We start from the raw sequence: 24,958 nt of genomic DNA on the forward strand, positions 1-24,958 counted from the left end.
CACTGCATCTGGCGACTGATACACCGCATTCGCGAGCAAGCCCGCTCCCACATTGGATTTGCTGTGTTCTTGAGAGCGGGTTACTCCAGGTTGCGCGCCGAATTGCTCAACGCCCTTGAACACTGCAACAACGCCGGCGCCAACTGCTTCTCCGCATCCGCCCTGCTCCACCGACTGGTGGGCGCCACCACATGCACCGCCGCCACCGGCCGGCCATTGGCGCCCAGCACCGGCGCGCCGATGGTCATGTCGCCGAGGAACAGCTCCTGGGCATTCACCGCATAGCCCTGCTCGCGCACCTGCTGCAACGATTCCAGAATGCCCGCCACGTCCGTCAACGTCTGGCTGGTGTGTGCCACCCGCTGGCTGTGCTCGATCAGCGCCAACGCCTCCTCCTGCGGCAATGCACTCAGATACGCCCTCCCCGACGCCGTACAGTACATCGGCACCCGCGAGCCGATCGGCATATGCACCGGTACAAAACCCGCGCTGACAAAGCGCGCGATATAGGTCATGTCGTAGCCCGCCGGCTCGGTCAGGCACGAGGTCTCGCCGGTCAGCCGGGTCAGTTCCGACAGAAACGGGTTGGCCACCTCGATCAATGAATGCGCATCCAGGTAGCTGAACCCCAACTCCAGCACCCGGGGGGTGAGTTGGTAATGCCGTGTGCGGGAGTGTTTCCGAAGGTAACCCAGGCTTTCAAGGGTAAACACCATGCGCTGGGCCGAGCTTTTGGTCATGCCAGCGGCCTCGGCCACCTCTGCAAGGCTCATGCTGCGGCGCTGGGCGCTGAATGCCTTGAGCACCGACAGGCCTTTTTCCAGGGATTGGTTGTGCAGACTGTTGCGTTCTTCGGACATGGCGGACTCGCGGTCAAGTAGGTCAGGCGTGGCGATATTACTACTCCAAATCACAAAAATAGACCATTAAATATCGCATATCGATACGAATGGTTCATTTTGTCGATTTTATATAACGTAATTCGATTTATTTGAATCGAAATGGCACAGAGCTTGCGATTTCATCGGTAACCGCTCGCGGTACTGACTTTCCGTTTTCCTTCTGGAGTAGCCCGATGAACAGTCTTTCGCCCTTGTTTCGCCGCCTTGCCTTCGGTGTGTGCGCCACACTCTGCGTCAGCGCCGCGCACGCAGAAAGTGCGTCCACGTACAAAGTCGGTGCAACCGCCAGTGGGTCGCCGTTCACCTTCCTCGATATCAAGACCAACAGCATCCAGGGCGTGATGGTCGACGTCGCCGAGGCCGTGGGCAAGGCCGGCGGCTTCACCAGCCAGATCGAACAGACCAACTTCGCTGCGCTGATCCCCTCCCTCACCTCCGGCAAGCTCGACTTCATTTCCGCCGGCATGCTCAAGACCGAAGAGCGCACCAAGGTCGTCGACTTCAGCGCCCCGGTGTACGCCTACGGTGAGGGCCTGATCATCAATGCCGACGACAGCGCCGCCTACCCCGACCTCACGCCGCTCAAGGATCAGGTGGTCGGCGTACAGGCCGGCACGGTGTTCTACGACCAACTGAACAAGCTGGGGATCTTCAAGGAGATTCGCACCTACGACTCCATCGGCGAGATGGTCCGCGACCTGTCCCTGGGGCGCATCAAGGCGGCGGTCGGCGACCAGCCGGTGGTGGCCTACCAGATTCGCCAGAAGCTGTTCAAAGGCGTGAAGCTCGCCCCCGACTACCAGCCCACCAACGTCGGCGAAGTCTGCCTGGTGGTACGCAAAGGCGATGCGCAAACCCTCGGGCGCCTGAACACCGCCATCGCCGGCATCAAGGCCGACGGCACCCTGGACAGCATCCTCAAGAAGTGGGGACTTGATACCCAGGTGCGCCCATGAACCCGGCCGAGTTCCTGCAAAACGCCCGGGACTTCCTGCCGATTCTGCTGCAGGGCGCCTGGGTGACGATCCAGATCACCGTGCTGTCGTTCCTGCTCAGCAGTGCAATCGGCCTGGTGCTGGCGCTGCTCAAGCTGTCGCCGATTCGCACGCTGTCGTGGGTGGCCAGCACCATCATCAACGTGATCCGTGGCCTGCCGATCATCGTGCAGCTGTTCTACATCTACTTCGTGCTACCGGACATGGGCGTGCACCTCACGGCGTTCTACGCCGGGGTGATCGGCATGGGCATCGCCTACTCGGCATACCAGGCCGAGAACTTCCGCACCGGCATCATTGCCGTGGAACAGGGCCAGCGTGAAGCCGCCGAAGCCCTGGGCATGCGCTCGGCCCTGATGATGCGCCGGGTGATCCTGCCCCAGGCATTTCGCATCGCCCTGCCGCCCTACGGCAACACCCTGGTGATGATGCTCAAGGATTCGTCCCTGGTGTCCACCATCACCGTCGCCGAGATGACCCGCCAAGGCCAACTGATCGCCTCGTCGACCTTCCAGAACATGACCGTCTACACCCTGGTCGCCCTGCTCTACCTGCTGATGAGCCTGCCGCTGGTGTATGGCCTGCGTCGTATGGAGCAGCACCTGGGGCGGAGGAAAAAAGCATGATCGAGATTCGTCAGTTGCAAAAACATTACGGCAGCCACCGCGTCCTGCACGGCGTTGACCTCGACGTGGCCAAGGGCGAAGTGGTGTGCCTGATCGGCCCCTCGGGCTCGGGCAAATCCACCCTGCTGCGCTGCATCAACGCGCTGGAAGCCTACGATGGCGGCCACATCAACGTGTTCGGCGAAACCGTGCAACGCGGCAGCAAAACCGTGCACGCGCTGCGCAGCCGCATGGGCATGGTGTTTCAGCGCTTCAACCTGTTCCCCCACCGCACCGTGCTGGAAAACGTGATGGAAGGTCCGGTGTATGTCAAAGGCGAACCGCTCAAGCAGGCCCGCGAAGAGGCCCTGGTGTTGCTGGACAAGGTGGGCCTGAGCGCCAAGGCCGACGCCTACCCCGAACAGCTCTCCGGCGGCCAGCAGCAACGCGTGGCCATCGCCCGCGCCCTGGCGATGAAACCTGAAGCCATGCTGTTCGACGAACCCACCTCGGCCCTCGACCCGGAACTGGTGGGCGATGTCCTGGCGGTAATGCGCACCCTGGCCGACGAAGGCATGACCATGATCGTGGTCACCCACGAAATGGGCTTTGCCCGCGAAGTCGCCGACCGCGTGTGCTTCCTGCATGGCGGCTACATCGTCGAGAGCGGCCCGGCCGAGCAGGTGCTGGGCGATCCACAGCATGCACGTACCCAGGACTTCCTGCGGCGCGTGCTGCACCCCACCGGCAACACGCGGAGCCTGTCATGAAATCATTGTGGTCGGCGACGGCGCCCTCCGTGGTGCCGACGCCTGCGCTGGGTGAGTCGGTGAAAGTGGATGTGGCGATTGTCGGCGCGGGGTATACCGGCCTGTCGACAGCCCTGCATCTGGCCGAGCGCGGGGTCAGCGTGTGCGTGCTGGAAGCCAATGAGCCCGGCTGGGGCGCATCGGGACGCAATGGCGGGCAGGTCAACCCGACGCTCAAGTACGACCCGGAGCAACTGGTGCAGATGTACGGGCCGGAGCAGGCCGAGCCGTTGATCTCGACAGTGTCGAACTCGGCGGACCTGGTGTTCACGTTGATCGACAGGCACGGCATTGATTGCGCGCCGGTGCGCAAAGGCTGGATGCAGGTGTCGTACACGCAAAAGGGCGTGGCCGGCCTGCATGCGCGAGCCGAGCAATGGGCGCGGCGCGGCGTGCCGGTGCAGCGCCTGGATGCGGCGGCGGTGGCATCGCGCATGGGCAGCGAGGCATTCGCCGGCGGCTGGCTGGATGGCCGCGCCGGGGCGATTCAGCCGCTGGCGTATGCCCGTGGGCTGGTCGGCGCGGCGTTGGCGGCGGGTGTTCGCATTCATGGTCACAGTGCAGTGACAGGGTTACAGCGCCAGGGCCCGGGGTGGCAACTGCAGACCGCTGGCGGTGCGCAGGTGATGGCCGATCAAGTGGTGCTGGCCACCAATGGCTACAGCGGCAACCTATGGCCGGGCATGGCACAGAGCATCCTCGCGGCGAACAGTTTTATCGTCGCCACCAAACCGCTGCGTGGGCGTGCGGCAGAGAGCATCTTGCCGGGACAGGAAACCGTGTCCACCGCACAACGGCTGCTGCTGTACTTTCGCAAAGACAGTCATGGGCGCTTACTGATGGGCGGACGCGGGCTGTTCAACGACCCCACGTCACCGGCCGATTTTGCCCACCTGGAGCGCTCCCTGGCGCTGCTCTTTCCGCAATTGGGCCCGCTGGAATTTGAGTACCGCTGGGCCGGGCGTATCGCAATCACACGGGACTTCATGCCCCATGTCCACGAACCGGCACCGGGGCTGACCTTGGCGCTGGGCTGCAATGGCCGCGGCATCGCATTGTGTACCAGCCTGGGGCAGCAACTGGCCGGGCGGTTGTGCGACAGCCAGGCTGAATTTGCCTACCCGGTCACGCCGCTGCAGCGCTTGCCGATGCACGGATTGCAGCGGTTTTACATTGGTGCGGGGGTGGCTTGGTACAGCTTGTTGGATCGGCTCAATATCAGCTGAGTCCTAATTGCAGGGGCGCCGAAAACCGTTATCCCTCACAGGTCCTTTGGTACGCAAAACCCGCTAGGCTTAGCCATGGACTGGCTGACCTGCGGGTTTGCGGTCTATTCATCCTGTGGGAAAGGCATGCTCATGCAACTCGACAACACTCGCACCGCCCGTGTCATCGGGCTGGTGTACAGCACCTGCTGCTATTTGGCGTTCCTGTTCACCTGTTTGTATTTGATCGGCTTCGTCGGCAGCGTGGCGGTGCCGAAGAACATCAACGATGGGCCCCTCCTCGCGTGGCCAGCCGCCGTGCTGATCAACTGCGCATTGATCCTGCTGTTCGGCGTCCAGCACACGGCCATGGCGCGCAAAGGCTTCAAACAGTGGCTGGTGGCAGTCATTCCGACCTCCGTTGAACGCTCCACGTATGTGCTGCTCAGCAGCCTGGTGCTGATGCTGATGTTCTGGCTGTGGCAACCGATGCCGCTCACCGTCTGGAAGGTTGAAACGACGTGGGCCAAGACCCTGCTGATTGGCCTGTTCTGGCTGGGCTGGGGCATCGCTTTACTGACAACTTTTTTGATCGACCACTTCGAACTGTTCGGGCTCAAGCAGGCCATCGACCGTTGGCGCAAAACCACACCACAGGCGCCAGTATTCAGGACACCGCTGTTTTACAGGATCGTGCGTCACCCGCTGTACCTGGGTTTCCTGATCGCTTTTTGGGCAACGCCGTACATGACGGCCGGGCACCTGTTGTTTGCGACAGGGATGACGGTTTACCTCTTCATTGGCGCCTGCTTTGAAGAAAAGGACCTGGTGGCGTTGTTTGGTGAGCGGTATCGGCGCTACCAGCAAGAGGTGGGCATGATTTTGCCGGGGTCGAAGACGCGCAAAAAAGGACGCTGAATAGGCGTTTGTGGCGTCTGACCATGAGTTCCCTAGGACTTATCCCACGACTGTTTCAGGTTGTCGCTCGGAACTTGGCTGACTAACCTCTGTGCCGTCGCTGCCCATTCAGCGACCGGATTTGACCGTCCGACTTCAAAGAGCAACTGCGCCAACCCCGAGCTTAGGCGTTTTTTTACGTCTGATGTATCGTGTCGCGGCAGCTGTACGCGGGATACCTTAGGGTATGCCGGTTTTGTTCTTTGGGCCGGTCGGTCAACCCGCGTACAGCTGCCACCCTCTTCGATTGACCGCGAATCGTGGCAGCCCCATTTACAAAGGAGCTTCACCATGATCAAAGACAGCCCCAATCCCCCAGAAAAACTCTTCACCGTGCGCCCCGACCTAGGCACGGAAACCCTGCTGGTCAACGCCTCCCAGGATCTATCCTCCATCACCGATATCGCCACGCACCTGGCCTTTGAAATCGACGGCGCACAACGCAATGTGGCGTTGGGCATCTGCCGAATGCTGGAAGGTGTGCAATTGTTGGTGGACAAAGCATTGGATGACGCCCATCCAGCAGCATGACTCAGATGATCGTTCCCACGCGCGTGGGAACGATCTCAAAACACCGACCACCCAATCCGCTCACTCAACAACTCCAACGCCTTGATCCCCGCCAGCGAGTTGCCCGCCGCGTTCAATTCCGGCGACCACACGCACACCGTAAACTGCCCCGGCACCACCGCGACAATGCCGCCGCCCACACCGCTCTTGCCCGGCAAGCCCACGCGGTAGGCAAAGTTGCCCGCCTCGTCATACAGCCCGCTGGTGGCCATGATCGAGTTGACTTGCTTGGTCTGCCGCGCGGTGAGGATCTGTTCGCCGCTGTGGGCACTGGTGCCCTCGTTGGCGAGGAAGCTGAACGCCTTGGCCAGGTCCAGGCAGCTCATCTGCAAGGCGCAGTAGTTGAAGTAGCTGTGCAGCACCGCGTCCACATCGTTGTGGAAGTTGCCGAAGGATTTCATCAGGTAGGCCATGGCCGCGTTGCGTGCGCCGTGCTGGGCTTCGGAGTCGGCGACCACGCTGTTGACCAGGATCTGCGGGTTGCCCGACAGGCGCCGCACGAAGTCGCGCATCGACAGGATCGGCACGGCAAAGCGTGATTGGTTGATGTCGCAGATCACCAGCGCGCCAGCATTGATGAAGGGGTTACGCGGGCGGCCGCGTTCGAATTCCAGTTGCACCAACGAGTTGAATGGCTGCCCCGAAGGCTCGTGGCCCAGGCGTTCCCAGATGGTTTCACCGCCATGGTCAATGGCCTGCACCAGGCTGAACACCTTGGAAATGCTCTGCACCGAGAACAGCGTATCGGCGTCACCGGCGCGGTAGGCCGAGCCGTCATTGCCGTACACCGCGATGCCCAGTTGGTTGGCCGGTACATCGGCCAGCGCGGGAATGTAGTCGGCGACTTTGCCGAGGCCGATCAGGGGGCGCACTTCGTCGAGGATCGACTCCAGCAGCGCCTGCATGTCTTGTCCTGTCATCTGTCTTTGAATCGGTGGAAAGCGGGGTGCGGAGGATACTTCAATGGGCGCGCAAGCCCCACACAATCTCTACCACCCGCTCGGCCACCACCAGATAAACCAGGATCAGCAACAGTTGCAATGCCAAGTGATAACGCAGCTTGGCCAGCCCCCGACCGGCGAGAAAGGCCTGCCCCTGTGGCGAGCGGGCTTGCCCGCGTTGGGGTGCGAAGCGCCCCTGATGAAGACGAATGCGGTGTATCAGGCACGCCTAAGCGCCTGGTTTTGGGGCCGCTGCGCAGCCCAGCGCGGGCAAGCCCGCTCACCACAGAGAGAGTCGGGTCGCGTCCGTTCAAAAATGCGCCACATCCGACACCCGCTCATCCAGCACATCCCGCGCCAGCGCCCAGGCCTGGTCCTTGGATTCCACCACCAGCAACGGGTAGCCCCAAGCCTTGCCGAACATCACCGCAAAGGGTTTGAGTGCCAGGCGTTTGGCCGCGCTGGGCTCGACCTGGATCATGCCCTTGACGAACGTGCGCAGCGCTTGTCGGTGCTTCTTCATCCAGATCGAGGCTTGCTTGCGCTGTTCATGGGAATGTTCGTGATGGGTTTCGTCCACGGCTTTTTCGTGCAGCAGCAGGAAGGATTGCTGGCGTGCCAACAGGTCTTCAAAGACCCGGAAGGCGTCTTCCGGCCCGCCTTGGTTCGGCGCATCGAAGACGATTTTCACCACGGGGAATGTTGTGCTGTCGAGTCGCATGGCAAAGCTCCTTAATGAGAGTGGATCTCAATATAAAGCTCGAACCCCTGGACGGCATTGCACAGAATAGCCAGACTGTTTCGCAATCCGGCCAATCTGCGATCTCCGCCATGAAGCACCACCGTCTTGATCTGCTCGACCCGTTGATGGCCAAGGACGCCGACCTGTTCCCCCGCGCCGTGGTGGCCGTGGGCGCCACCAGCACGTCGGACACCTGGGAACATGCCCAGCACGCCCACCGCAAGGGCCAGTTGATGTACACCCTGCGCGGGGTCATCCACTGTGAAATCGAAGCGGGAATCTGGATCGTGCCGCCCCAGTGTGCACTGTGGATTCCCGGCGGCACGCCCCATGCGGCGCGTGGCTCTGGCGAGGCCGAGGTGTATTGCCTGCTGATCGACCCCGACGCCGCCCACGCCCTGCCGCCGCAATGCTGCACCCTGGCCGTGTCCGGGTTGCTGCATGAGCTGATCAGCAAGGCCGTCAGTTTCCCGCAATTCTATGACGAGGCCGGCGCCCAAGGCCGCTTGATCAACACCTTGCTGGATGAACTGGCCGCCGCCCCGGTCGAAGCCCTGCACCTGCCCATGCCCCAGGACGCACGCTTGCGCCGCCTGGCCAACAGCCTGCTGGCCGACCCGACCGACAAAGCCACCCTCGGCCAGTGGGCGGTGCGCATCGGCATGAGCGAGCGCAGCATGACGCGCCTGTTGCTGGAGGAATTGGGCCTGAGTTTCGGCCGCTGGCGCCGGCAGTTGCATGTAATCCTGTCCCTGCAACGGCTGGCCAAGGGTGAAAGTGTGCAACGGGTGGCCCTGGACCTGGGTTATGAAAACGCCAGTGGCTTCATCACCATGTTCCGCAAGGCGGTGGGCCAGCCGCCCGCGCGTTACCTGGCGGACCGTGCCGGTGTCTCAAGTACGACCACCCAGGCCATTGCGCTGAAAGACGCCCACTGACTACCAGTTTTCGCCCAACCCCAGCAGGCCCAGTATCTGCCGCCGCAGGTCCACCAGGTAAGGATCGTCCCGGTGCCGTGGATACGGCCTATCGATGCTCAACTGTGCCTGGATCTTCGCCGGGCGGTCGCTGAACACAATCACCCGGTTGGCCAGCAGCAAGGCTTCTTCCACATCGTGGGTCACCAGCAACGCCGTGTAGCCCTGGCGCTGCCACAGGTCGATCAGCTCTTTTTGCATGGTGATGCGGGTCAGGGAGTCGAGTTTGCCCAGGGGTTCGTCGAGGATCAGCAAACGCGGCTGGTTGACCAGGGCACGGGCCAACGCCACCCGCTGGGCCATGCCGCCGGACAACTGCCGGGGATAGGCACGGGCGAACGGGCCAAGGCCGACCTTGTGCAGGGCCTCATCGACCTTAGCCGAATGGGTCTTGAGCAGGCCTTGGGCTTCGAGGCCGAGGGCGACGTTGTCCCACACACGACGCCATGGGTACAGGGTGGGGTCCTGGAACACCACCACACGGCTCGGGTCCGGGCCGGTGATGGGTTCGCCATCGGCCAACAGCCGTCCGGAGTCCGCCGGCTCCAGCCCCGCCACCAGGCGCAGCAAGGTGGACTTGCCGCAACCCGACGGCCCGAGCAATGCCACAAACTCTCCCGGCGCCACGTCCAGGGACACCCGCTCCAACACCGGCAAATGCCGGCCGTCCAGCGCAAAACCATGGCTGAGGTTTTCTATGCGCAGCGCCAATCCTTCCAAAGCCGATACCGCGTGTGCCAGGGCTACCATTTCATCGCTCCTTTCTGCCAGCCCAGCAACCGATCACGCACCAGGAACAACCCGGTGATCAACCCCGAACAGGCCAGCGCCATGATCAGCAGTGCGGCGTACATGTTCGCGTAGGCCGCCCAGCCCTGGGCCCATTGCAGGTACCAGCCGATGCCGGATTTGACTCCCATCATTTCCGCCACCACCAAGGTTGAGAATGAGGCGCCCAGGCCCATGAACAGGCCGACGAAGACGTGAGGCAACGCGGCGGGAATCGCCACCTTGAAAATAAGAAAACCCGGCCGGGCGCCAAGGGTGCGCGCCACGTCGTAATAGGCTTTATCGACGCTGGCCACGCCGGACCAGGTAAGCACCGTGACCGGAAACCAGGTGGCCAGGGCGATCAAAAACACACTCGCACTCCAACTGCTCGGAAACAGGAAAAAACACAGCGGCAACAACGCCGTCGACGGCACCGGGCCGAGGATGCGCAGCACCGGGTGCAGCCAGTAGCCGATCCGCGTGGACCAGCCAATGGCAACACCGGCGACAAACCCGGTGGCCGCGCCCAGCGCCACCCCCGAGCCCAGCAGCAGCGCCGAATGCAGCAGGCTGTCGGCCAGGCGTGGGTAGTCTTCGATGTACACCGCGAGCAAGGCTTGGGGCGGCGCGAAGAATGGCACCGGCAACAGCGCAAGCTTGGCGGTGAGCAATTCCCAGAGGCCCAGCAGCACCGGCAAGGCGATCAGCCAGGGCGCGGCCGTACGCAAGCGCAGCGCGAGTGTCGACAGCCTGCGCCCCAGCAGGCTCAGCACAATGAACAACGCCGCCACGCCCACACAGAGGTTGGCCAGGCCCTGGGTCATCGGCCAATTGCGCACCGCGTTGGGCCAGTAACTGATCAGCAGCGCGACGGCCACCCAGGCCGTCACCACCGCCGCGCCTTGCCACCCGAGCTTGAGCGCCACAGGCGGGTTGAGGACGGTTGCGTCAGTTGAAGACATCGGCGGTGATCTCCTTGGCAAACGCGATCGGGTCGGTGCCTTTGCTGATCACTTCCACGGTTTTCAGGTCGGTGACGTAGGTGGTGATCTCCTGGGTCAGCGCCGCCCCGACCGCGTGGTGGCCGTGGGTGTGGTCGTGGAGGATCGCCTGGACTTCTTCGGTGGAGGTGTTCAGTGCGTAGGCCTGGAAGCCTTTGGCGACGTCCTCCGGGTGCTGCACGGAATAGTCATGGGCCTCAAGGATCGCCTGGGTCAGCGCCGCGACCACGCGCTTGTCTTCACGCACCAATTTGCCGGTGACGCCGACCACGCAGCAACTGAGGTTGGCGTATTCCTCCACCAGGTTGGTGGACAACTCCCGCGCCACGCCGGACTTGATCAGGCGGTACATGAACGGGTCACTGCCGCTCACCGCCTGCACTTCACCACGCTCCAGCGCCGTGCCGAGCAGGTCGGCCGGGTACAGGCGCCACTCCACATCGCGCACCGGGTCGACGCCGTGTTTTTTCAGCAGGATCGAAAAGAAATTGCGGTCCGGGCTGGCCATGTCGGTCACGCCGATGGCCTTGCCCTTGAGGTCTTCCAGCTTGCTCACACCGCCGTTGGCGGCACTGAGCAACCGCAGGCAACCGCCATGGGTGCCGGCGGTGAGCTTCACGTCAAAGCCCTGCTCCAGGGCCTTGAGCCAGCGCAGCGCCATGCCCACGCCTGCGTCGGCCTTGCCGGTGGCGATGGCTTCCAGCAAGACCTCGGTGGAGTTACCGAAGTTGACCAACTCCACGTCCAGGTTGTGCTTACTGAAGAAGCCTTGCCCATGGGCGATCACCACCGGCGCCAGGCACACCGCGTTGAGGTTGACCGCCAGCTTGAGTTTACGCGGCGCGTCGAGGCGGATGAACTCACCGGTGCCGGCGGGCTCCTGGGCGATGTTGTGGCCGGCATGTGCGTCGGCGGCAAAGCCCAGGCGCGGCAGCGACAGGCTCGCCAGGGTCAGGCCGGCCAGGCCCAGGAGGCGGCGACGGGTCAGGTGATCAAAAGCAGCCATGCGAAGTATCCCTATTGAATGGATCAGCCCGCTCAAGAGAAAGGCCGACAGCGTCAAAAAATCCATTTTGATTATATTAACGACTGAATTTTATGAAAGAACCATATAATTCTATGGTTATGCCTGATGGGCACGAAGCGGATGAAAGCGCCCTAAGCTCAGATCGAAAGAGTATTTATCGAATGGTTTTCAGATCATTAAGCTTGGATATATTTCGCTGAAGATCGAGCCCACCATGCCCCTCCGTCGTCCCCTCGCCGCTGTATTAGGATTGCTGGCCTTTTCCGTCGCTGTCAGTGCGCACGCCCAGGAAACCGTGCGCATCGGTTACCAGAAATCCTCCACGCTGATCACCCTGCTGAAAACCCAGGGCACCCTGGAGAAAGCCCTCAAGGCCGACAACATCGAGGTGAGCTGGCATGAGTTCCCCAGCGGCCTGCCGCTGCTGGAAGCGCTGAACGTTGGCAATGTGGACATCAGCGCCGACGTGGCCGACACCGTGCCGATCTTCGCCCAGGCCGCCCAGGCCAAACTCACCTACTTCGCCCAGGAAGCGCCCTCGCCCTCGGCCCAGGCCATCGTGGTACGCAAGGACTCGCCGATCCAACAGTTAGCGGATTTGAAGGGCAAGAAGATCGCGGTAACCAAGGCCGCCGGCACTCACTATCTGTTGATTGCCGCGCTGGCCAAGGCCGGCCTGGCATTCTCGGATATCGAGCCGGCTTACCTGTCGCCGGCCGATGGCCGCGCGGCGTTCGAGAACAACAAGGTGGACGCCTGGGTCACCTGGGAGCCCTTCCTCACCAGCGTGCAGCGCCAACTGCCGACACGCACCCTGGCGGACGGTGCCGGGCTGGCCAGCTACAAGCGTTACTACCTGACCGGCACGCCCTACGCCAAGGCGCACCCGGAGGTATTGAAGGTGGTGTATGCGCAGCTTGAAAACGCCGGCCACTGGGTAAAAACCAACCCGCAGGACGCGGCCAAAGTGCTCGGCCCGCTGTGGGGCAACCTGGATGCAGCCACGGTGGAAGCGGCGAATGCGCACCGCAGTTATCAGGTGCAGCCGGTGACGATTGAGCAGTTGGGTGAGCAGCAGAAGATTGCCGATGCGTTCTTCAAGGCGGGGTTGTTGCCCAAGGCGGTGGATGCCAAGGACGTGCAGACCTGGCGGCCTTGAAGGCGGGTGTGATCTCAATGTGGGAGGGGCGGTGCGACGATTCGACAAGCCCGCTCACCACAACAGCCCTATCTGCCGGACGTTCAGTGTTGAGTCAACGTTATGTAGATCCCTATGCTCATCGGCGGCAAGCCCCTCCCACAGTTGGTTTGCATATGCGGTTAGAGGAGTGTGCGGGCTAAAGCCTTTTTCCACTCTGAGTAACGCTCCGCCATCGCCGGATCCTCCTGCGGCTCAAAGCGCTCGCGCTGGCGTTCCAACTGCCCCAGCGCCGCATCATTCGCCCACACCCCCAACGCCCGTCCCGCCAGGTGCGCGGCGCCCAATGCCGACACCTCCGGTGACAGGCTGCGCACCACCGGGCGTTGCAGCAGGTTGGCGAGGAACTGCATCAGCCAGCGGTTGCGCGTGGCGCCGCCATCCACCCACAGTTCCTTGAGCGGGCTGCCGATGTCCTGCTGCATGGCCTCGAACACATCGCGAATCTGATAGCCGATGGATTCCAGCGCCGCACGCAGGATATGCGCGCCGGACGTGGCTTCGCTCAACCCGCAGATGAGTCCACGGGCGTCGGCCTTCCAGTGCGGTGCGCCGAGGCCGGACAGCGCCGGGACAAAATACACGCCGCCGTTATCGGGCAATTGCGCGGCCTGTTCGGTCAGCGCATCCAGGGATTCTCCCGCCACCAGCTTCGACGCCCACTGCACGGCAGCGCCGGTATGGACGATATTGCCTTCCATGCCGAAGGTGGGTTGGCTGCCGTCATGCCAGGCCAGGGTGGTCGACAGGCCATGGGTGGAGGCAATCGGCCCGCTCATGGGCGTCATCAAGGACGAACCGGTGCCGAGGGTGGCCTTGACCAGCCCCGGCGCAAAACCGCCCTGCCCGTACAGCGCCGCATGGGAATCGCCGATCATCGACATCACCGGGATACCGGCGGGCAAGGCGCCCAACGCGACGGTTTCGGCGAAGAAACCGGCGCTCGGCCGGATCGGCGCCAACGCCGCAGCCGGAATGCCGAACAACGCCAACAGCTCAGGATCCCAGGCGCAGGTGTGCAGGTTGAACAGTTGGGTGCGCGCGGCGTTGGAATAGTCGGTGGCGAACACCTGGCCGCCGCTGAGTTGCCACAACAGCCAGCTGTCGACGGTGCCCAGGCAGATCTCCCCGGCAGCGGCGCGGGCGTGGCCATCCTCAAGGTGATCGAGAATCCAGCGAAATTTGCCCGCCGAGAACATCGGGTCCAACGCCAGCCCGGTCTTCTCCAGGATCAGCGCTTCATGGCCCTGCTCATGCAGTTGAGTGCACAACGCCGTAGAGCGTCGGCACTGCCAACTGATGCACGGCGACAATGGTTCACCGGTATGCCTATCCCAAGCCACCACCGATTCACGCTGGTTGCTGATCGCGAGCGCAGTGATCGGACGATCCACCTGGGCCAGGCATTCTTCAATCGCAGCCAACGTGTTTTGCCAGATCAGCAGCGGGTCCTGCTCGGAAAACCCGGCCTGGGGATGGCGGATGCTCAAGGGCCGCGAACCGCGCGCAATCACCTGGCCAAGTTCGTTGACCAGCACCGCCTTGGCGTTGCTGGTGCCTTCATCTATCGCCAGGATCAGCGGGGTGTTGTTATTCATTGGGTTCACCGCAACCGAGTGGCAGCCGCCACGATCCCAGCCGCGTCGATGTTATGCAAGGCGCGGGTCGGTTCGCGGGCACCGGCGGCGGCGTACTCGCCATCGCCGATACCCAGGCGGACCAGGGCAATGCCCAACCCGGCTTCGGCCAGCACTTCGGCGACCAGGCTGCCGACGCCGCCATTGATATTGTGTTCTTCCACACTGATGACGGCGCGCGTGCCGCTCAAGGCGCTGAGCAATACATCACGCTGCAAGGGCCGGATCGACGACAGGTTGATCACCTGGGCCTGGATGCCCTGCTCCGCCAGCAATGCCGCCGCCTCCACCGCTTCATGCACCACCGAGCCCAGGGCCACGATGCTCACATCGGCGCCCTGGCGCAGGATATCCACCTGACCGGGTGCAAACTGATAGTCGGCGCCATGCACGTCGGGCAAGGCTTTGCCGTCGAGACGGATATACACCGGGCCGTGGTAGCGCAGCGCGTAATCGATGATCTGCCGGCACTCGACGGCATCGGCCGGGGCGAAGATCTGCACATTGCCAAACCCGCGCATCACCGAAATATCGTCGAGGCTGTGGTGGGTGCTGGCGAGCGGGCCATAACTGGTGCCGGCATTCAGGCCGAACATCTTCACATTGGCCTGGTTGTAGCAGACGTCCACCTTGATCTGCTCATTGGCCCGCGAGATCAGGAACGGCGCCGCATTGCAGGTGGCGGCGATCTTGCCGCCCAGGGCCAGGCCCGCCGCGACGCTGACCAGGGATTGCTCGGCAATGCCCACATTGATCAGCCGCTCGGGAAAGCGCTGGGCAAACGGGCCGATCTTGGCCGTGGAGGTGGAGTCGCTGACCACCGGCACTACGTCCAGCCCGGCCTCGACAGCAGCGATAAACGCTTCCACCATGACGCTCGCCAAATGTTCACTCGCCATGGTTCAACTCCTCCAGTGCTGCGTTGATTTCATCACCCTTGGGCACGCGGTGGTGCCATTCGGGGCGGGCTTCGATAAACGACACGCCCTTGCCTTTGATGGTGTGGGCGATCAGCACCTGGGGCACGCCGGTCTTGGTCTGCATGCTTTCCAGGGCTTCGATCAATTGGTCGACGTCGTTACCGTCGCACTCGCTGACGCGGAAGCCGAAGGCCGCCCATTTCACGTCCAGGGGGTCCAGCGGCATGATCTCGGCGGTCAAACCGGCGAGCTGCAGCTTGTTTTTGTCGACGATCACAAACAGGTTATCCAGGCCGTACTTGGCCGCCGCCATCGCCGCTTCCCAGTTGGAGCCTTCGGCCAGTTCGCCGTCGCCGGTGAGCACGTAGATGCGCTTGTTGCTGCCGGACATCTTCGCCGCCAGGGCCAGCCCGACCGCCACCGGCAAACCGTGGCCGAGGGCGCCGGTGTTCAGTTCGATGCCGGGGGTTTTCTGGCGTACCGGGTGGCCGGGCAGGTGCGAGTTGAAGTGCTGGTAGGTGGGCAGCCACTCGGTGGGGATGTAGCCCGCCTGCGCCAGGCAGCAGTACAAACCGCCGACGCCGTGGCCCTTGCTCTGGATATAAATATCGCGCTCGGGGTCTTCGGTGCGTTCCGGGCCGGTGTTGAGGATGCGGAAATACAGGGTGGCGAGGATGTCGGTCTCGGAAAGATCCGCCCCGGTGTGCCCGCCCGCCGGGGAGTCGGCATTCAAGCGGATCACATGGCGACGGATCAGGCGGGCCTGTTCCTTGATCTGGTGGGCGTCGTACTGGAAGGCATTCATGCAGCGGCTCCTTTGAGGCTGACCACGCGGGGTGAAAGTGTCCAAGGCTGTCTTTGAATATTTATTCAGCAGTGACAATATATTTCTATTTAGACGCCGATCCTCTAGCAGGTCAAGTGAGCGAACCGCTGAAAAACCAAATAAAACCCGGAAATATCCCTCGGACAAACGGCCAAAATCCCACGCCGGCTCATCTAGCCCGTGGCTTTGCGCCGGGCAAAAACACCGGATCAGAGGCATGCAAGAAAAATTAAGCGCTTGACTTTGACACGGTGTCACTGGAATCTGAATTAACAGTCAGGCACGCATAAATATTCAAGACGCCTGAAAGCACTCCAAAAAAAATAACTCAGGAGAACACTGTGGACGCCAAAGCTATTGTCCAGCACCCGGCCGAACTCAAGCCGCCACCCCGCCCACGTATTGTCAAACTGCTGCCCAGTAACATCGGCGGCCCGTTGATCGGGCTGGTGCTGCTGGTGCTGGTCTTCTCCTTCAGTTCCGAATTCTTCTTTTCGTTGCGCAATGGCCTGAACATCCTCGATCAGGTCACGGTGCTGGGCATCCTGGCGATCGGCATGACAGCGGTGATCGTGATCGGCGGCATCGACCTGTCGGTCGGCTCGGTGCTGGCCTTCTCGATGATGATGCTCGGCTGGCTGTATCAGGATCAGGCGGTGCCCCTGGGCTTTGCGATTCCGATCTCGATTGCCAGCGGCATGCTCGCCGGGCTGGTCTCCGGCGGGTTGATCACCTACGCCAAGCTGCCACCCTTTATTGCCACGCTGACCATGATGTCGGTGGCCCGTGGCCTGGCGAATATCCTTACCGAAGGCCGGCAGATCGTCGGCTACCCGGACTGGTTCACCAGCCTCGCGACGGTGCGCCACTTTGGTTTCCTCTCGGCCACCGTGGGCCTGTTCCTGGTGATGCTGGTGGTGGCCTGGGTGTTCCTGCGCTTTCGTGCCGGTGGCCGCAACCTCTACGCCATGGGCGGCAGCCCGGAAGTGGCGCGGTTGTCGGGCATCAAGGTGCGGGCGATTACCCTGTGGGTGTACGCCATCAGCGGTGCGCTGGCCGGCATCGCCGCGGTGACCCTGGCCGCGCGCCTGGACTCTTCGCAACCTAGTGCCGGGCTGAGCCTGGAGCTGGACGCCATCGCCGCCGTGGTGATTGGCGGCGCCAGCCTCAGTGGCGGCGTCGGCAGCATCGGCGGCACCCTGGTGGGCGTACTGATCATTGGCGTATTGCGCAATGGCCTCAACCTGCTCGGCGTCTCGCCCTTTATTCAACAAGTGGTGATCGGCGTGGTCATCGCCCTCGCCGTCACCATCGACACCCTGCGACGCCGCTCCAGCACTGCCCGTTAAACCTGTTCGACAGTTGACACCCTCCAACAATAAAACCAGGAGTCACCGACATGTTCAGCCCCAAGAAATTGCTGTTGGCCACCGCTCTCGCCGCCGCCACCCTCACCGCTGCCGGCACCACCTGGGCCAAGGATTTGACCATCGGCCTGGCCGTGGCCAACCTGCAGGCCGACTTCTTCAACCAGATCAAGCAATCGGTGGAAGCCGAAGGCAAAGCCAAGGGGGTCAAGGTGATCACCGTGGACGCCCAGGGCAACTCCTCCACCCAGGTCAGCCAGATCGAAGACCTGATCACCCGCCAGATCGACGTGCTGATCTACATCCCGGCCGGCGCCACTGCTGCCGGTGTGCCAGTGAAAGCCGCCAAGGCTGCGGGCATCCCGGTGATCGCCGTGGACCGCAACGCCCCCGACGCACCGGGCGACACCTTTATCGCCAGCGACAGCGTGGCCGGCGCCAAGACCCTGGCCGAGTACGTGGGCAAGATCACCGACGGCAAGGGCCGCATCGCGATCCTGCAAGGCCAGATCGGTACCACCCCCGAGAATGATCGCGCCAAGGGTTTTGAGGAGGGCCTGAAAGCCTTCCCGGACCTCAAGGTCGTCGCCCAGCAACCGGCCGAATGGGCCCAGGACAAAGGCTTCGCCGTGGCCCAGGACCTGCTCCAGCGTGACCCGAACATCACCGTGTTCTTCGGTCGTGCGGACGCCATGGCCTTGGGCGCTGCCCAGGCGGTGAAAGTCGGCAACCTCGATCACAAGGTGGTCGTGGTCGGTTTCGACGGTGACGTGGCCGGGCTCAAGGCCGTGCAAAGCGGTGTGCTGAACGCGACCATGACCCAGCAGACGCAGAAAATGGGGCGCCTGGCCGTGGCCTCGGCCATCGACCTCAAAGCCGGCAAGACCTTGCCCAAGGAGCAGTTGTTGCCCACCGTGCTGACCACTAAAGAAAACGTCGCGCCGTTCCTGCAACAGCACCCGTAAGCCTTGGAGGTCGTCATGCAAGCAGCAGCCGTTGACACCGCTCGATCCGACGCGGTGCTGTGCCTGCGCAATATCAGCAAGGCCTACGGGCCGGTGCAGGTGTTGTCGCAGGTCAACGTGGACATTCGCCCCGGCGAGGTATTGGCCCTGCTCGGTGAGAACGGCGCGGGCAAGTCGACCTTGTCGTCGATCATCGCCGGGCTGGTGCAACCGGAAGCCGGGGGCAGCATGACCTGGCTCGGCGCGCCCTACGCGCCGGCTTCACCGGGGGCTGCGCTGGGTGCCGGGATCGGCCTGATCCACCAGGAAATCCGCCTGCTGCCGCAACTGTCGATCGCCGAGAACATCTTCGTCGGCCGCCTGCCCATGCGCCGTGGGCGGGTGGATCGCGAGTACATGGAGGCCCAGGCGCAGATCCAACTCGAACGCCTGGGCCTCAAGGTGCCGGCCTCGCGCAAGGTCGAAGGCCTGAGCGTGGCGGCCCAGCAACTGGTGGAAATCGCCAAGGCGCTGACGCTGAAGGCCAGCCTGTTGATCCTCGATGAACCCACCGCCGCATTGGGTGGCGAGGAAACCGAGCTGCTGTTCAAGCAGGTGGAACGGCTGAAGGCAGAGGGTGTGTCGTTTATCTATATCAGCCACCGCCTGGAAGAAATCGCACGCATCGCCGACCGCGTGCTGGTGCTGCGCGACGGTCGCCAGATCGCCCTGCATGCCACGGCCCAGGTGCCGGTGCGGGAGTTGGTGGAGCAGATGGTCGGGCGCAGCCTGGAGCGGATCTTCCCTGCGTTGCAGGCACCCCAGGAGCAGGTGATGTTGCAGGTCAAGGCGTTGAGCTGCCGTGAGTTTGCCTTGCACGGCATCGACTTCAGCGTGCGTGCCGGCGAGGTATTCGGCATTGCCGGGGTGGTCGGTGCCGGGCGAACCGAGCTGGTGCGTACCATTGCCGGCGCGGCCCGGGATATTCGGGGCCATATGGTGCTGGATGGCGAGGTCCGACAGTTGCGCTCGCCCTTCGAGGCGATCCAGGCCGGCGTGGTGCTGGTGCCGGAAGACCGCAAGCAGCAAGGCGTGGTGGTGGAGCATCGCATCGAAGACAACCTGATTTATGGCAACACCGACCTGCTGGATAAACGCGGTTGGGTGTTCCCTGCCCCGCTGCGCGAATTCGCGCGCACGGCGGTGGCGCGACTGGGGGTGAAAGGTGCGCCGCAGTCGCGGATTTCCAGCCTGTCCGGCGGTAACCAGCAGAAAGTGATCATCGCCAAGTGGCTGGCGCGCAACCCCAAGGTGTTCATCCTCGATGAGCCCACACGCGGCATCGACGTGGGTGCGCGGGCGGCGATTTATGAAGTGATCGCGGACCTGGCGGCCAAGGGCATGGCGGTGATTGTGGTCAGTTCCGACCTGGATGAAGTGCTGGGGTTGTCCCACCGGGTGATGGTGATGAGCCGGGGACGGCAGATGGGGATTCTGCAGCGCGGTGAGGCCACGCCGGTGGCGGTGATGGAAATGGCCACCGCCTAGGAACCCGGTCCTCACAGACAATGGAGATCAAATGTGGGAGGGGGCTTGCCCCCGATGCGGGAGTGTCAGCAGATGCATCTGTAACTGAACCACTGCTATCGAGGGCAAGCCCCCTCCCACAGGGGATCTAGTGTGATTTCAAGATTGGAGTTATCCAGGCAACTTGTTAGACGGGGATTCTGGAGCGCGGCGAGGCCATCCCGGTTTCGGTGATGGAAATGGCTACCGCATAACCAAAGACCTACACAGATCCAACTGTGGGAGGGGGCTTGCCCCCGATGAGGGAGTGTCAGCAGATGCATCTGTCACTGAACCACTGCTATCGGGAGCAAGCCCCCTCCCACAGGGGTTCACTGTAATTTCAAATAACGGAGTTAGTCATGCAGCTTTTTAGTCTTCAAGGCCAAGTGGCCTTTGTTACCGGCGCCGGCAGCGGCATTGGCCAGGCTATCGCCGTCGGGCTCGCTGAAGCCGGTGCCGATGTAGCCTGCTTTGATCTTCCGGGCAGCCCCGGCATCGCCAGCACCGTAGAACGCATCCAGGCCCTGGGCCGGCGCGCCCTGGCCTTGAGCGGCACCGTCACCGAGCGGGCCGCCCTGGATGCAGCGGTCGCGCGCACCGAGCACGAACTCGGCCCACTCAGCGTGGCCGTCAACTGCGCCGGCATTGCCAATGCCCAGGCCGCCGAAGACCTGGAGCTGCAACGCTGGCAAACCACCCTGGACATCAACCTCACCGGCATTTTCCTCAGTTGCCAGGCCCAGGCCGCGGTGATGTTGCCGCGTGGCAAAGGCGCCATCGTCAATATCGCCTCCATGTCCGGCAGCATCGTCAACCGCGGCCTGTTGCAGGCGCACTACAACACCTCCAAGGCCGGGGTGATCCACCTGAGCAAAAGCCTGGCGATGGAATGGGCCGACAAAGGCCTGCGCGTCAACTGCATCAGCCCCGGCTACACCGCCACGCCGATGAACTCACGCCCGGAAGTCGCCGACCAGGTGAAGATCTTTGAACAGACCACGCCCATGGGCCGCATGGCCAGCGTGGACGAAATGGTCGGCCCGGCGATTTTCCTGGTCAGCCAGGCCTCGTCTTTCTGCACCGGTGTCGACCTGCTGGTCGATGGTGGTTTTGTCTGCTGGTAAGGAGTTTTGTCATGTCGCAACGTTTCAGCGGTAAAACCATCGTGATCACCGGCGCCTGCCGTGGCATCGGTGCCGGCATTGCCGAGCGCTTCGCCCAGGAAGGTGCCAACCTGGTGCTGGCCTCCAACGACCTGGAGCGCGTGACGTTCACCGCCGACCAACTGGCCCGGGAATACAAGGTCGACACCCTGGCCCTGGGCATCGACGTGACCCGCGAAGAAGACATCGAAACCCTCTACCGCGAAGGTCACGCACGCTTCGGCAGCATCGACGTGTCGGTACAGAACGCCGGCATCATCACCATCGACCACTACGACAAGATGCCCCGCGCCGACTTCGACAAGGTGCTGCAGGTCAACACCACCGGCGTGTGGCTGGGTTGCCGGGAAGCGGCCAAATACATGGTCAAGCAAGGCAGCGGGCGCTTGATCAACACCTCGTCCGGCCAGGGCCGCCAGGGGTTTATCTACACCCCGCACTACGCCGCGAGCAAAATGGGCGTGATCGGCATTACCCAGAGCCTGGCGCTGGAACTGGCGCGGCATAACATCACGGTCAACGCGTTCTGCCCCGGCATCATCGAAAGCGAGATGTGGGACTACAACGACCGCGTGTGGGGCGAGATCCTCAGCACCGACGAAAAACGCTACGGCAAGGGTGAACTGATGGCCGAATGGGTCAGGAACATCCCCCTGCGCCGGGCCGGAAAACCCTCGGATGTCGCCGGCCTGGTGGCGTTCCTGGCCTCGGATGACGCGGCCTACCTGACCGGCCAGGCGATCAATATCGACGGCGGCCTGATCATGTCGTAAGGGTTTGGTATCCTCACCCGCATTGATGTCATCACTGAGGCCTTCATGAGCCAGATCGAAGAACAGCGCCTGATCACCAAGATCGCGAGCCTCTATTACGAAGACGGGCTCAAGCAGTCCGAGATTTCCGCACAGCTGGACCTGTCCCAATCCTTTATCAGCCGCGCCCTGCGCCGGGCGCTGCAGGAAGGCGTGGTGAAGATCAGCGTGATGCGCCTGCAAGGCCTGCACCTGGAGCTGGAAAACCAATTGCAACGCCGCTACGACGTGCGCCAGGTGATCGTGGTGGAAGCCACCGAGCCCGGCAACGATGAAAGCATCAAGCAAGCCATCGGCTCGGCGGCTGCCCACTACCTGGAGACCAGCCTGTCGCCCCAGGACCATATCGGCATTTCGTCGTGGAGCAGCACCATTCGCGCCATGGTCGGCCACCTGCATGCCCAGCCGGGCAAACAAGGCGCCCAGGAAGTGGTACAACTGTTGGGCGGTGTCGGCAACAAAGGCGCGTTTGAAGCTACCTTGCTCACCCAACGCCTGGCCACCCTGCTCAACTGCCCGGCGTTCCTGCTGCCGTCGCAAAGCATCGAGCAATCGGTGGAGAGCAAGCAGCGCATCGTGCAGATGGAAGAGGTCAAGGAAGTGCTGCAACGCTTTGACAGCATCACCCTGGCGATCGTCGGCATCGGCGACCTCGAACCCTCGCAGTTGCTGCGCAACAGTGGCAACTACTACACCGAGGACATGCTGCGCCTGCTGGCCGAGCGCGGTGCCGTCGGCGATATCTGCCTGCGTTACTTCGATGCCCAGGGCAAGCCGGTGCTGGAGGAAGATGAAGAATTCGTGGTCTCGGTGGCGCTGCCCAAGTTGCGCAGTATCCACCGCGTGCTCGGCCTGGCCGGCGGGCTGAACAAGGTCCAGGCCATTCGTGGCGCGCTCAAGGGCGGCTACCTGGACATCCTGATCACCGACCTGGACACCGCACAGGCCCTCAACCAATAACCTTTTTTGGAGATTGCCGCTCATGACGTCCAAGCTCGAACAACTCAAGCAATTCACCACCGTGGTCTGCGACACCGGCGACCTGGAAGCCATCAGCCGCCTGCGCCCGGTGGACGCCACCACCAACCCGTCGTTGCTGCTCAAGGCCGCCGCGATCCCGGAATACGCCGAGCTGCTGCGCAATGCCGTCAACCTGGCCAAGGGCGACGTCGGCCTGGCCTGCGACCACTTCGCGGTGTCAGTGGGTGCCGGCATTTTGAAGGTCATTCCCGGGCGTATTTCCACCGAAGTCGACGCGCGCCTGTCCTTCGATGTAGACGCGCTGTGGGCCAAGGCCAACCAGTTGATCGCCCTGTACGACCAGGCCGGTATCCGCCGCGACCGCGTGCTGATCAAGCTCGCCTCCACCTGGGAAGGCATCCGTACGGCCGAACGCCTGGAAAAAGCCGGCATCCAGACCAACCTCACCCTGCTGTTCTCGTTCGCCCAGGCCCAGGCCTGCGCCGATGCCGGGGTGTTCCTGATCTCACCGTTCGTGGGCCGCATCTACGACTGGTACCGCAAGAACACCGGCCTGGACTACACCGGCGCGGATGACCCGGGCGTGCAATCGGTGACGCGCATCTACAACTACTACAAGGCCAACCAGATCAACACCGTGGTGATGGGCGCAAGCTTCCGCACCCTCAGCCAGATCGAACAGCTGGCGGGGTGCGATCGCCTGACCATCAGCCCGGAGCTGCTGCAGAAGCTCGACGAAGACCAGGGCACGCTGGCACGCAAATTGGTACCGGTGACCGAAGGCGAAGCGCGCCAGCCAATGAACGAAGCGCAGTTCCGCTGGGCGTCGAATGAAGATGCGATGGCCACGGAGAAGCTGGCGGAAGGGATTCGACAGTTTGCGCGGGATCAGGAAAAACTCGAGGCGGTGTTGTCGGCGCTATGACCCCCGTCCAGCCGCTCGGCCAGTCGCGCACCTTGGTGTTCCTGGCCTACCCGCAAATGGGCCTGCTCGACCTGACCGGTGCCCAGACCGTGTTCTGGGCTGCCACCAAGGCCATGGTCGAGCGTGGCCTGCCGGGCTATGTGGTGCACACCGCCAGCCTGGCGGGCGGCTTGATGCCAACGGCCGAAGGATTGAGCGTCGACACCCTGCCATTGGCGCAATTTGACCCCGCCGCCCTGGACACCTTGATCGTACCCGGCGCCCCCGCCATTCAACAGGCGCTGGCCGCCAACACCGACCTGGTGGACTGGCTGCGTCACGCCTCCACTCGGGCCCGGCGCACGGCCTCGGTGTGCAGCGGCACCTTCCTGCTGGCACAGGCCGGCTTGCTCCAGGGCCGGCGTGCTGCCACGCACTGGGCGATGTGCGACATGCTCAAGCGCGGGTTCCCCAGCATCGATGTGGACATGGACGCGATCTTTGTCCAGCAAGGCAATGTGTGGACGTCGGCAGGCGTGAGTGCCGGCATCGACCTTGCACTGGCGTTGGTAGAGGCCGATTGCGGGCGTCACGTCGCCCTGCAAGTGGCGCGGGAACTGGTGGTGTTTCTCAAAAGGCCCGGCGGCCAGGCCCAGTTCAGCCAACTGCTGCAAGCCCAGACCGACGACACTGCCGGTTTCGATGCCTTGCACCTGTGGATCGCCGACAACCTCAGCGACCGCGAGCTTACGGTGGAGCGCCTGGCGGAACAAAGCCGCATGAGCCCGCGCAACTTCGCCCGGGTCTACAAGCAAAAAACCGGGCGCACCCCGGCCAAGGCCATCGAGTTGTTTCGCGTGGAGGCGGCGCGGCGCCTGCTGGAAGACTCCCAGCGCAACATCGACCAGGTGGCGCACCTGTGTGGCTTTGGCGATGAAGAACGCATGCGCTACACCTTCCATCGCCACCTTGCGATTTCCCCTCGCGACTACCGCGCGCGCTTTTCCCGCTGACGGCAGGCCGCTTGGCAGTTATTCAGGGTTTTCTGTCCTACCCGCCAAACCGCGGCGCTCTTAGAGTAGGCCGGTAACGCATTGCGCCTTGAGCAATCGTATCGACCTGGTCCCTGGAGCAT

Annotated in this window: 25 protein-coding genes; 16 read left to right on the forward strand and 9 right to left on the reverse strand. The window is 62.9% G+C overall.

The features are described from left to right. Positions 1 to 80: 80 nt before the first annotated feature. Positions 81 to 860 carry an IclR family transcriptional regulator gene (locus J1N02_RS01120; protein WP_027607245.1) on the reverse strand — a complete coding sequence of 260 codons (780 nt, stop codon included), beginning with the start codon at positions 858 to 860 and terminating at the stop codon, positions 81 to 83. 215 nt (positions 861 to 1,075) lie between these two features. On the opposite strand from J1N02_RS01120, the gene J1N02_RS01125 reads away from it, so the two are divergent. From J1N02_RS01125 to J1N02_RS01150, 6 genes are all read left to right on the forward strand, one after another. Beyond that, a complete protein-coding gene (locus J1N02_RS01125) occupies positions 1,076 to 1,858 on the forward strand; it encodes an ABC transporter substrate-binding protein (RefSeq protein ID WP_092488726.1) in 783 nt (260 codons plus the stop codon). Further along, a complete protein-coding gene (gene ehuD / locus J1N02_RS01130) occupies positions 1,855 to 2,523 on the forward strand; it encodes an ectoine/hydroxyectoine ABC transporter permease subunit EhuD (RefSeq protein WP_027607247.1) in 669 nt (222 codons plus the stop codon). Before J1N02_RS01125 ends, ehuD begins: the two co-directional genes overlap by 4 nt. Continuing rightward, positions 2,520 to 3,272 carry an amino acid ABC transporter ATP-binding protein gene (locus J1N02_RS01135; protein WP_027607248.1) on the forward strand — a complete coding sequence of 251 codons (753 nt, stop codon included), beginning with the start codon at positions 2,520 to 2,522 and terminating at the stop codon, positions 3,270 to 3,272. Before ehuD ends, J1N02_RS01135 begins: the two co-directional genes overlap by 4 nt. Next, positions 3,269 to 4,537 (forward strand): NAD(P)/FAD-dependent oxidoreductase, encoded by a 1,269-nt coding sequence (locus J1N02_RS01140; RefSeq protein ID WP_027607249.1) that lies wholly within the window; start codon positions 3,269 to 3,271, stop codon positions 4,535 to 4,537. The genes J1N02_RS01135 and J1N02_RS01140 overlap by 4 nt, the downstream gene beginning before the upstream one ends. A 132-nt stretch (positions 4,538 to 4,669) precedes the next feature. Then, positions 4,670 to 5,434, forward strand: coding sequence for a methanethiol S-methyltransferase (gene mddA / locus J1N02_RS01145; RefSeq protein WP_421147076.1), 765 nt, complete (start codon positions 4,670 to 4,672; stop codon positions 5,432 to 5,434). 330 nt (positions 5,435 to 5,764) lie between these two features. Beyond that, positions 5,765 to 6,004 (forward strand): DUF6124 family protein, encoded by a 240-nt coding sequence (locus tag J1N02_RS01150; RefSeq protein ID WP_027607251.1) that lies wholly within the window; start codon positions 5,765 to 5,767, stop codon positions 6,002 to 6,004. Positions 6,005 to 6,039: 35 nt separating this feature from the next. Here J1N02_RS01150 and glsB read toward each other — a convergent pair whose 3' ends face one another. Beyond that, on the reverse strand, positions 6,040 to 6,948 hold the full coding sequence (glsB, locus tag J1N02_RS01155) for a glutaminase B (RefSeq protein WP_027607252.1): 909 nt from the start codon (positions 6,946 to 6,948) through the stop codon (positions 6,040 to 6,042). Positions 6,949 to 7,294: 346 nt separating this feature from the next. Next, on the reverse strand, positions 7,295 to 7,705 hold the full coding sequence (locus tag J1N02_RS01160; protein WP_281114087.1) for a hypothetical protein: 411 nt from the start codon (positions 7,703 to 7,705) through the stop codon (positions 7,295 to 7,297). A gap of 110 nt (positions 7,706 to 7,815) precedes the next feature. Between J1N02_RS01160 and J1N02_RS01165 the strand changes: the two genes are divergently transcribed. Next, positions 7,816 to 8,664, forward strand: a complete 849-nt coding sequence (locus J1N02_RS01165) for an AraC family transcriptional regulator (protein ID WP_027607254.1) — start codon at positions 7,816 to 7,818, stop codon at positions 8,662 to 8,664. Here the strand turns inward: J1N02_RS01165 and J1N02_RS01170 are convergent, their stop codons facing one another. Genes J1N02_RS01170 through J1N02_RS01180 form a run of 3 tightly spaced genes read right to left on the reverse strand, consistent with a single transcriptional unit; the run spans position 8,665 to position 11,481 of the window. Continuing rightward, on the reverse strand, positions 8,665 to 9,453 hold the full coding sequence (locus J1N02_RS01170) for an ABC transporter ATP-binding protein (protein WP_421147077.1): 789 nt from the start codon (positions 9,451 to 9,453) through the stop codon (positions 8,665 to 8,667). After that, positions 9,447 to 10,436 (reverse strand): ABC transporter permease, encoded by a 990-nt coding sequence (locus J1N02_RS01175; RefSeq protein WP_421147078.1) that lies wholly within the window; start codon positions 10,434 to 10,436, stop codon positions 9,447 to 9,449. The genes J1N02_RS01170 and J1N02_RS01175 overlap by 7 nt, the downstream gene beginning before the upstream one ends. Further along, on the reverse strand, positions 10,423 to 11,481 hold the full coding sequence (locus J1N02_RS01180) for an ABC transporter substrate-binding protein (RefSeq protein ID WP_027607257.1): 1,059 nt from the start codon (positions 11,479 to 11,481) through the stop codon (positions 10,423 to 10,425). The genes J1N02_RS01175 and J1N02_RS01180 overlap by 14 nt, the downstream gene beginning before the upstream one ends. A gap of 235 nt (positions 11,482 to 11,716) precedes the next feature. Here J1N02_RS01180 and J1N02_RS01185 point away from each other — a divergent pair, with 235 nt between their 5' ends. After that, the gene (locus J1N02_RS01185) at positions 11,717 to 12,661 is read left to right on the forward strand and encodes an aliphatic sulfonate ABC transporter substrate-binding protein (RefSeq protein WP_137212199.1); all 945 of its coding nucleotides are present in this window, start codon (positions 11,717 to 11,719) and stop codon (positions 12,659 to 12,661) included. Positions 12,662 to 12,822: 161 nt separating this feature from the next. Here the strand turns inward: J1N02_RS01185 and J1N02_RS01190 are convergent, their stop codons facing one another. The 3 genes from J1N02_RS01190 to J1N02_RS01200 are packed head-to-tail and all read right to left on the reverse strand — an operon-like array spanning position 12,823 to position 16,062. Then, on the reverse strand, positions 12,823 to 14,298 hold the full coding sequence (locus J1N02_RS01190; protein ID WP_421147079.1) for an FGGY family carbohydrate kinase: 1,476 nt from the start codon (positions 14,296 to 14,298) through the stop codon (positions 12,823 to 12,825). A 5-nt stretch (positions 14,299 to 14,303) separates the two neighbouring features. Then, positions 14,304 to 15,236, reverse strand: a complete 933-nt coding sequence (locus J1N02_RS01195; protein ID WP_027607260.1) for a transketolase family protein — start codon at positions 15,234 to 15,236, stop codon at positions 14,304 to 14,306. Beyond that, positions 15,226 to 16,062, reverse strand: a complete 837-nt coding sequence (locus tag J1N02_RS01200; RefSeq protein WP_092357395.1) for a transketolase — start codon at positions 16,060 to 16,062, stop codon at positions 15,226 to 15,228. The genes J1N02_RS01195 and J1N02_RS01200 overlap by 11 nt, the downstream gene beginning before the upstream one ends. 362 nt (positions 16,063 to 16,424) lie before the next feature. Here J1N02_RS01200 and J1N02_RS01205 point away from each other — a divergent pair, with 362 nt between their 5' ends. From J1N02_RS01205 to J1N02_RS01240, 8 genes are all read left to right on the forward strand, one after another. After that, positions 16,425 to 17,432, forward strand: a complete 1,008-nt coding sequence (locus J1N02_RS01205; protein ID WP_092357397.1) for an ABC transporter permease — start codon at positions 16,425 to 16,427, stop codon at positions 17,430 to 17,432. Positions 17,433 to 17,482: 50 nt separating this feature from the next. Beyond that, positions 17,483 to 18,415, forward strand: a complete 933-nt coding sequence (locus tag J1N02_RS01210; RefSeq protein WP_027607263.1) for a sugar ABC transporter substrate-binding protein — start codon at positions 17,483 to 17,485, stop codon at positions 18,413 to 18,415. Between the two features lie 15 nt (positions 18,416 to 18,430). Further along, a complete protein-coding gene (locus J1N02_RS01215; RefSeq protein WP_098479199.1) occupies positions 18,431 to 19,942 on the forward strand; it encodes a sugar ABC transporter ATP-binding protein in 1,512 nt (503 codons plus the stop codon). Between the two features lie 365 nt (positions 19,943 to 20,307). Next, entirely contained in the window at positions 20,308 to 21,087 is a 780-nt protein-coding gene (locus J1N02_RS01220) for an SDR family oxidoreductase (protein WP_256221311.1), read from the forward strand. Between the two features lie 11 nt (positions 21,088 to 21,098). Continuing rightward, positions 21,099 to 21,899, forward strand: a complete 801-nt coding sequence (locus J1N02_RS01225) for an SDR family oxidoreductase (RefSeq protein ID WP_027607266.1) — start codon at positions 21,099 to 21,101, stop codon at positions 21,897 to 21,899. 45 nt (positions 21,900 to 21,944) lie between these two features. Beyond that, positions 21,945 to 22,898, forward strand: coding sequence for a sugar-binding transcriptional regulator (locus J1N02_RS01230; protein ID WP_027607267.1), 954 nt, complete (start codon positions 21,945 to 21,947; stop codon positions 22,896 to 22,898). A 22-nt stretch (positions 22,899 to 22,920) separates the two neighbouring features. Beyond that, a complete protein-coding gene (gene tal / locus J1N02_RS01235; protein WP_421147080.1) occupies positions 22,921 to 23,844 on the forward strand; it encodes a transaldolase in 924 nt (307 codons plus the stop codon). Continuing rightward, a complete protein-coding gene (locus J1N02_RS01240; protein ID WP_074847094.1) occupies positions 23,841 to 24,836 on the forward strand; it encodes a GlxA family transcriptional regulator in 996 nt (331 codons plus the stop codon). The genes tal and J1N02_RS01240 overlap by 4 nt, the downstream gene beginning before the upstream one ends. The last annotated feature ends 122 nt before the right edge of the window (positions 24,837 to 24,958 follow it).

Origin of the sequence: Pseudomonas sp. NFX5, assembly GCF_049132125.1 — a bacterium.
GTDB lineage: Bacteria > Pseudomonadota > Gammaproteobacteria > Pseudomonadales > Pseudomonadaceae > Aquipseudomonas > Aquipseudomonas marginalis.